5 protein-coding genes, 2 tRNA genes and 1 pseudogene are annotated in these 6473 nt (G+C 70.2%); 2 read left to right on the top strand and 6 right to left on the bottom strand.

Annotated elements, in window-relative coordinates; genetic code table 11:
• A pseudogene (locus FF041_RS10300) lies at positions 1–211 on the bottom strand (hypothetical protein); the annotation flags it as partial.
• Positions 212–475: 264 nt separating this feature from the next.
• Here FF041_RS10300 and FF041_RS10295 point away from each other — a divergent pair.
• Positions 476–1201, top strand: coding sequence for a 3'-5' exonuclease family protein (locus tag FF041_RS10295; RefSeq protein WP_153522272.1), 726 nt, complete (start codon positions 476–478; stop codon positions 1199–1201).
• Positions 1202–1234: 33 nt separating this feature from the next.
• On the opposite strand, the gene FF041_RS10290 is transcribed toward FF041_RS10295, so the two are convergent.
• The 5 genes from FF041_RS10290 to FF041_RS10270 form a co-directional block, all read right to left on the bottom strand.
• Positions 1235–4042: a type I restriction endonuclease subunit R gene (locus tag FF041_RS10290; protein WP_228388125.1), complete on the bottom strand. Its 2808-nt coding sequence runs from the start codon at positions 4040–4042 to the stop codon at positions 1235–1237.
• A gap of 236 nt (positions 4043–4278) precedes the next feature.
• Positions 4279–4353: transfer RNA gene (locus FF041_RS10285), tRNA-Val, on the bottom strand.
• Positions 4354–4392: 39 nt separating this feature from the next.
• Positions 4393–4863: an SRPBCC family protein gene (locus tag FF041_RS10280; RefSeq protein WP_153522268.1), complete on the bottom strand. Its 471-nt coding sequence runs from the start codon at positions 4861–4863 to the stop codon at positions 4393–4395.
• Positions 4864–5161: 298 nt separating this feature from the next.
• Positions 5162–5233: transfer RNA gene (locus FF041_RS10275), tRNA-Val, on the bottom strand.
• A 54-nt stretch (positions 5234–5287) separates the two neighbouring features.
• Positions 5288–5770 carry a TIGR02611 family protein gene (locus tag FF041_RS10270; RefSeq protein WP_153522266.1) on the bottom strand — a complete coding sequence of 161 codons (483 nt, stop codon included), beginning with the start codon at positions 5768–5770 and terminating at the stop codon, positions 5288–5290.
• A gap of 190 nt (positions 5771–5960) precedes the next feature.
• On the opposite strand from FF041_RS10270, the gene FF041_RS10265 reads away from it, so the two are divergent.
• Positions 5961–6374, top strand: a complete 414-nt coding sequence (locus FF041_RS10265; protein WP_003959770.1) for an SsgA family sporulation/cell division regulator — start codon at positions 5961–5963, stop codon at positions 6372–6374.
• The last annotated feature ends 99 nt before the right edge of the window (positions 6375–6473 follow it).

Here is a 6473-nt window from a genome sequence, read left to right as displayed (position 1 = left end):
GCGAGCGGCTATGGGGTACGAGCAGACTCGCGCCGCCCGCGACGGGGCCGGGCGGGGCCCAGCGGGCGCACCGTCCGGCTCCGTCGCCGCGCCGCCGCCAGCCGTACCGGTCCAGCAGTGCGCCGAGGACGGCGGGGTCGACCCGCGCGGGGTCGGCCTCGCCGGGCGCGGGGCGGGGGCCTGCCCCGTCTGCGGGCTGCGGGAGCGCCATGGCTCTGGATGCCTTCCGGGACGGGCCGTTCGGCGTCGGATGGCTGTCGGATGGCTGTCGGATGGCTGAACGCGGGCACCGACCAGTACGCCGTCGTCGCGGCGCGGCGGCGCTCGCGCACGGGCCCGCCGCCCGGACGGGGCACCGGAACCATGGCCCGTCATCTCTGTTGTCACCGCCCGGCGTACCGCGCAAACGGCGGGGGTATGACCGTTTCGGCGGAGGGATGTCGCCGTCTGCCGTATGCGCGCGAGGAGTTCGGGGATGACGCCCTGGTATGACGGGCCGCTGGCCGCGTTCGACGCCGGGACCACCGGAGCCGATGTCGAGGCGGACCGGATCGTATCGGCCGCGATCGTGGTCCAGGACGCGGCGGGCGCACGGCCGCGGGTCACCCGCTGGCTGGTCGATCCCGGCGTCCCGGTGCCGCCCGGGGCGAGCGCGGCGCACGGTCTGACGGGCGACTGCCTCCAGCGGAAGGGGCGCTGGCCCGCGCCGGTGATGGCGGAGGTGGCGCGGGCGCTGGCGGAGCAGTGCGGCGCGGGGCGCCCGCTGGCGGTGATGGACGCTCCGTCCGGTCTGACGGTCCTCGACCGCGAGCTGCGCCGGCACCGCGCGTCCTCGCTCGCCCGCTATCTGGAGAACGCGCCGCTGCGGGTGCTCGATCCCCGGGTCCTGGACCGGCACCTGGACCGCTACCGCAAGGGCCGCCGTACGCTCGCCGATCTGTGCGATCAGTACGGGGTCGGGGCCGCGGACGAGCAGGGCGCGGCGGCCGGCGCGCTGGCCGCGCTGGAGGTGACCCGGGCGGTGGGCAGACGGTTCGCGGCGCGGCTGGAGCGGCTCTCCCCGGCCGAGCTGCACACGCTTCAGACGGAATGGCACGCGGCGCAGGCGCGGAGTCTCCAGGCGTGGTTCACCCTCGGGGGCACGCCGCAGTCGGTGCATCCCGCCTGGCCGCTGCGGCCCGCGCTGCCCACGGCGGCCTGAGACCGGGTCCCCGGCCGCCGCGGGCAGCGCGGGTCAGCGGTACTCCTGCCGCGCCTTCACCAGCTGGACGAGTTCGTCGAGCCGCTCGAAGTCCTGGGGCAGCGCCTGGGCGAGCGCGTGTCTGACCTTCTTCTCCTTGAGCGGGTTGCCGACCCAGGAGTCCGGCTTGGTCTGCCGCACGGTGGTGTCGGCGGTGACGGCGAGCTCGGTCGACGGCTGGAAGAAGTCGATCAGCGCCCGGCGGGCTCCGTTGTCGGCCCAGGCGGGGTAGGCGGTCCCGGACTCCCCCGCGCCGAGCTTCCGGGCGAGTTCGAGCAGTGCCGCCAGATGCCGCTGGTAGCCGACGGCTCCCCTGCGGCCCTCCTCCAGCACTTCGTCGAGGAGCCGGGACATGCTGCCGTAGTACTTCGGGTTCAGGGGGCGCTCGTCGACGATCACCTTGCGCAGGGTGTTGGCGAGGGTCGCGGCGACGGCTTCGGGGTCCGCCCTGATCCCCTCGGGGAGCCGGTCGATCGCGCCCGCGCCCAGCCGCACGACGAGCTCGATGAGTCCGGCGTCCTGGAACTCGGCCACGGTCTTCGAGGGCTTGGCGCCGACATAGGCGTCGAGCAGCCGGCGCATGCCCGCTTCGTACTGCTTGAAGTCGACGCTCTCGCCGGCGCCGAGCAGCACCTCGTCGCGTACATGGGCGTAGTGGACGATCTCCGCCTTGATGGCCGCGGCCTCGGCTTCGCCGTATCCGGCAGCGGGCATCTCGTTGGCGAGAGCGCCGTAGGCGCGGGCAACGGCGGCGACGGCTTTGCAGAGCTCGACGCGTTGGGGCTCATTGGCCTTCAGCTCCCCGGCGTCGCCCTGCTCCCGGGCGCAGAAGTACCGCTGGTACTGGAGGGTGTTCCTGGGCGGTTCGACGCCCGCGCAGAGCTCCCGTACGGCCTTGAGGGCCGTTTCCAGATCGTCCCGGGCCCGGTCGATCCGGTCGGCGAGCAGCCCTTCGACGTCTCCTCGGTCGTAGGCGTCGAGCGCGTCCGTGGTGTAGTCGGCGAGGGCGGTCTCCAGGGAGTTGAAGAGATCACGGTAGTCGACGATGTAGCCGTAGTCCTTGTCGTCGCCGTCGAGCCTGTTCACCCGGCAGATGGCCTGGAAGAGGCCGTGGTCCCGCATGGTCCGGTCGATGTAGAGATAGGTGGCCGACGGCGCGTCGAAGCCGGTGAGCAGCTTGTCGACGACGATGAGCAGCCGCATCCGGCCCGGGTCCCTGACGAACCGCTCCTTGACCTCCTTCTCGAACTGCTCGACCTTGGTGATCGCCGTGTCGGCGGGCTCGCCGAAGTGGTCGGCGAGCATCCGGCGGTAGATCTCGTACTGGCGGAGCTTCTCGGTCGCGCCCTGGCCGGAGTCCTCCTTGGATATGTCCGCGGCCCGGGGGGTGTAGCTGGTCACGACGGCGCACTGCTCGGCGAATCCGGCGTCGCGGAACAGTTCGTAGAATATGCAGGCCTCGTAGATGCCCGACGCGATGAGCAGGGCGTTGCCCCGCTGGTCCATCAGCCGGGGCCGGGTCTCCATGTCGAGCAGGATGTCGTCCACGATCTGCCGGGCGCGGGGTTCGGCGCTCGCGACCTTCCGCAGGGTGGCCCAGCGCTTCTTCAGCTCGGCGCGGGAGCGATCCGTCATCCCCCGGGTCTTCGCCGCGAACCAGGCGTCGATCTTCTCCGGCGAGGTCAGCTCCTGGTCGACGGCGCGGGCCTCGTAGCGCAGATCGAGGACCACTCCGTCGGCGACGGCCTCATCGAACCGATAGGTGTGGATGAAGTCGCCGAACTTCTCGATGGTGGTGGTCTTCTCCGTCTTGAGCAGCGGTGTTCCGGTGAAGCCGATGAACACCGCGTCCGGCAGCAGTCGTTTGACGGCGTCGTGCATGCTGCCGGACTGGGTCCGGTGGGCCTCGTCGACGAAGACGAAGACGTTCCCCTTGGCGCGGAAGTCCGCGGGGACCCGGGTGGTCAGCTCCCTGACGAAGTCGTTCTCCGCCCCGTCCCCGGCCTTCTCTTCCGCCGGGGACCGGAACTTGTGCACCAGGGAGCAGATGAGCCACCGGTCGGAGGCGTTGAGCGCGGCCAGCAGATCGGCGCCGCTCCGGGTCCGGTAGATCTTCTCGCCGCCCCTGGCGAAGACCCGCTCGATCTGCTCGTCCAGCTCGGTCCGGTCCGTGATCAGCAGAACCCGTGCGTCGGTCTGGTTCTCCCGGATCCATTTGGCCAGCCACACCATGGTGAGGGACTTGCCCGAGCCCTGGGTGTGCCAGATGATGCCGCCTTCGCGGCGGGCGATGCGCTCCTGGGCCGCCTTCACCCCGAAGTACTGGTTGTGCCGGCAGGTCTTCTTCACCCCGGCGTCGAAGACCATGAAGTCATGGATCAGTTCGAGCAGCCGGCGCTTGGCGCAGAGCTGGGTGAGCGCGCGGTCGAGCGGCGCGGCGACATCCGACTCCTCACGCCAGGCCAGCCAGTACTTCTCGGGGGTGCCGACGACGCCGTAGCGCAGTCCTTCGACGTCGTTTCCGGCCAGCACGAGCTGGACGGTGGTGAAGAACGACCGGATGAACTCGGGTCTCTGGTTGCCGATGGTCTGCCGGATGCCCTCGGAGACCGCCACCTTGGACCGCTTCAGCTCCAGCGTCGCCAGCGCGATGCCGTTGACGTACAGCACCACGTCGGGGCGCTTGGTGTGGCGCCCCGTCACGGTGACCTCCTCCGCGAGGGCGAAGTGGTTGGCCTCCGGGTTCTCCCAGTCGATGAGCCTGACCTTCTCGAAGCGCTCGGCTCTGAGCGCGTCCCCCAACGACAGCGGCCACCGGCGAAGACACAGCGGCAGAACGGCTCCTGAAGACCGGCCGTACCGCCCCGGGCCCGGACACCCCGCAGCGGGCCCGGACATGCCGCCCCGGGCCCGGTCCTATGACGGCGGCCGGGAAACAGAACAGGCCCCCTCCCCCGAGTAAGGGGAAGAGGACCTGCGATACATCTGCTCGAAGTCCGGCCGTGCGGTGATCCGCGTCTGTCTCGGCAAGCCTTCGGTGGTGGGCGATACTGGGATCGAACCAGTGACCTCTTCGGTGTGAACGAAGCGCTCTCCCGCTGAGCTAATCGCCCGGGAACGGACTGAACCATACAGGCCCCGGACGCCTGCCTTCAAATCTCCCCGGCCGGCCGGGGTGGAACCGCCCTCAGCCGGGCGGCGAGCCCCCGGCGGCCCGCGCGCATCATGACCGCGTGATTGGCGCGGAACACCGGGCGGCAGGGCAGCGCCAGCCGTCTCATCAACGGCCGGAGGACCTCCACTTCCTGGTCGTACCGCACCCGGGTACCGGTGCCGTGCGCCGTCAGCGTCCAGCGCACCCAGCCCTCCAGATCGCCCGCCAGCCCGATCTCCAGCACCAGCGCGACCGGATCGTGCCGCACCGCCCGGGCGGTGACCCGCAGTTCATACGGGAGGAAGGAGCGGAAGCGGACGGTGCCGCTCTCCTGATCCAGCCGGGCCACCTCACGGACCTGGGGCCACCACAGGGGATAGTCCTCCGGCCGTTCGAGAACGGCGAAGACGGCCTCCGGGGGCGCGGCCAGCGCCCAGACCACACGGAATCGGTAATGACACCAGTCCATAACCCCAGTCTGCTCCGGCCCCGGGCGCGCGATGCGCACTCAGGAGGTCCGAGTACCCATCGCCCATGCCCGGCCGACCGGGCGGCGACCACACTCCGGACATCCGGGCGGCGACCACACTCCGGACATGAGGAACGACCCGCCGCCCCCCGGCACCCCCGCCGCCCGCCGAGGAACTCGTGCTCCTCGACCGGGAGCTCGCCGACTGGACGCGCGCGGAGAGCCGGACACGGGCCCGGATACGACGACGAGGGTGGAGCGTTCTCGCTTTCGCGAAACCACTCCACCCTCGAACATGTGGGCGATACTGGGATCGAACCAGTGACCTCTTCGGTGTGAACGAAGCGCTCTCCCGCTGAGCTAATCGCCCGGGCGCACCGCAAACATTACCGCATGTCAGCGGGTGCCTCCGACCGTTTCCCGGTCAGGATTCGATCTTCCACGGGAGGGTGATGCCGAACTTCCAGAGATAGATCCCGGCCAGCACCGCGCAGATCACCACGCCGATGACGGTGAGGGTGATGTTCCGCCGCCGCACCCGCGGATCGAGCGCCCGCTGGGCGGCCTCGCTCACCTTGCGCTTGGTCCAGCGCAGCACCAGCTGTGCCCAGACGAACTCGGTCGCCCAGATCGCCATGCCGCCGAAGATCACCACCCAGCCGGGTCCCGGCAGCACCAGCATGGCCGCGCCCGCGGCGACGACCGCGAGGCCGACCACGAAGACGCCGACCTGCCAGCTCAGGTGGAGGGTCTTGCGTGCCTTGACGAACTCAGGCGCACGCGAGCCGAGCGGCTTCTCCGCCGCCTCCCGCTCGCCCTCGCCAGGCTCCACCCGCTCACCCCGCGTGGTCGGCTTCGCTTCATCGGCCGCTACTGCGGCCTCCGTGCCGTTACTCCCCGTGTTCATGTAAGCAAATCTACCTGACGGAGCGGAGTCACCGGAATGGTCCCAGGGGACGAAGAATCACTCCGCCGTTAGGGGTACCTAAAGATACCCAAAACCCTCAGAGGGGTTTACAACGGCACCGTAGGTGGCATGTCGATTTCGCCGACGTGCGAATCCCCGAGCGCACACTGAGCGAAAGGCCCTGGCGCTTATGAACACCACGGTCAGCTGCGAGCTGCACCTGCGCCTCGTTGTATCGAGCGAGTCTTCACTGCCTGTACCCGCGGGCCTGCGGTATGACACGGCCGATCCCTATGCCGTGCACGCCACCTTCCACACCGGAGCCGAGGAGACGGTCGAATGGGTTTTCGCCCGTGACCTCCTCGCGGAGGGTCTGCACCGGCCCACCGGCACCGGCGACGTCAGAGTATGGCCGTCTCGCAGCCACGGTCAGGGCGTCGTCTGCATCGCGCTGAGCTCCCCGGAGGGCGAAGCCCTGCTCGAAGCCCCGGCGCGGGCCCTGGAGTCGTTCCTGAAGCGGACCGACGCCGCGGTGCCACCGGGCACCGAGCATCGTCACTTCGACCTCGACACGGAGCTCTCGCACATCCTGGCGGAAAGCTGAGCCAGGCCGAGAGCCGCACGGCGCCGTCCTACTCGGGGAGACGGCGCCGCGCGGACAATCCCATACGGTGTACCGCCTTATCGGGCGTACCACCCGTGG

It is taken from the genome of Streptomyces jumonjinensis, from assembly GCF_009600885.1.
Classification (GTDB): domain Bacteria; phylum Actinomycetota; class Actinomycetes; order Streptomycetales; family Streptomycetaceae; genus Streptomyces; species Streptomyces jumonjinensis.
The sequence above is the reverse complement of the archived record's forward strand: the minus strand, read 5'-3'. Positions and strand labels throughout refer to the sequence as shown.

Excerpts from the sequence above, each read along its gene's own strand:
- FF041_RS10295 (WP_153522272.1), top strand. The coding sequence starts at position 476 with ATGACGCCCTGGTATGACGGGCCGCTGGCCGCGTTCGACGCCGGGACC.
- FF041_RS10280 (WP_153522268.1), bottom strand. The coding sequence starts at position 4,863 with ATGGACTGGTGTCATTACCGATTCCGTGTGGTCTGGGCGCTGGCCGCG.
- FF041_RS10270 (WP_153522266.1), bottom strand. The coding sequence starts at position 5,770 with ATGAACACGGGGAGTAACGGCACGGAGGCCGCAGTAGCGGCCGATGAA.
- FF041_RS10265 (WP_003959770.1), top strand. The coding sequence starts at position 5,961 with ATGAACACCACGGTCAGCTGCGAGCTGCACCTGCGCCTCGTTGTATCG.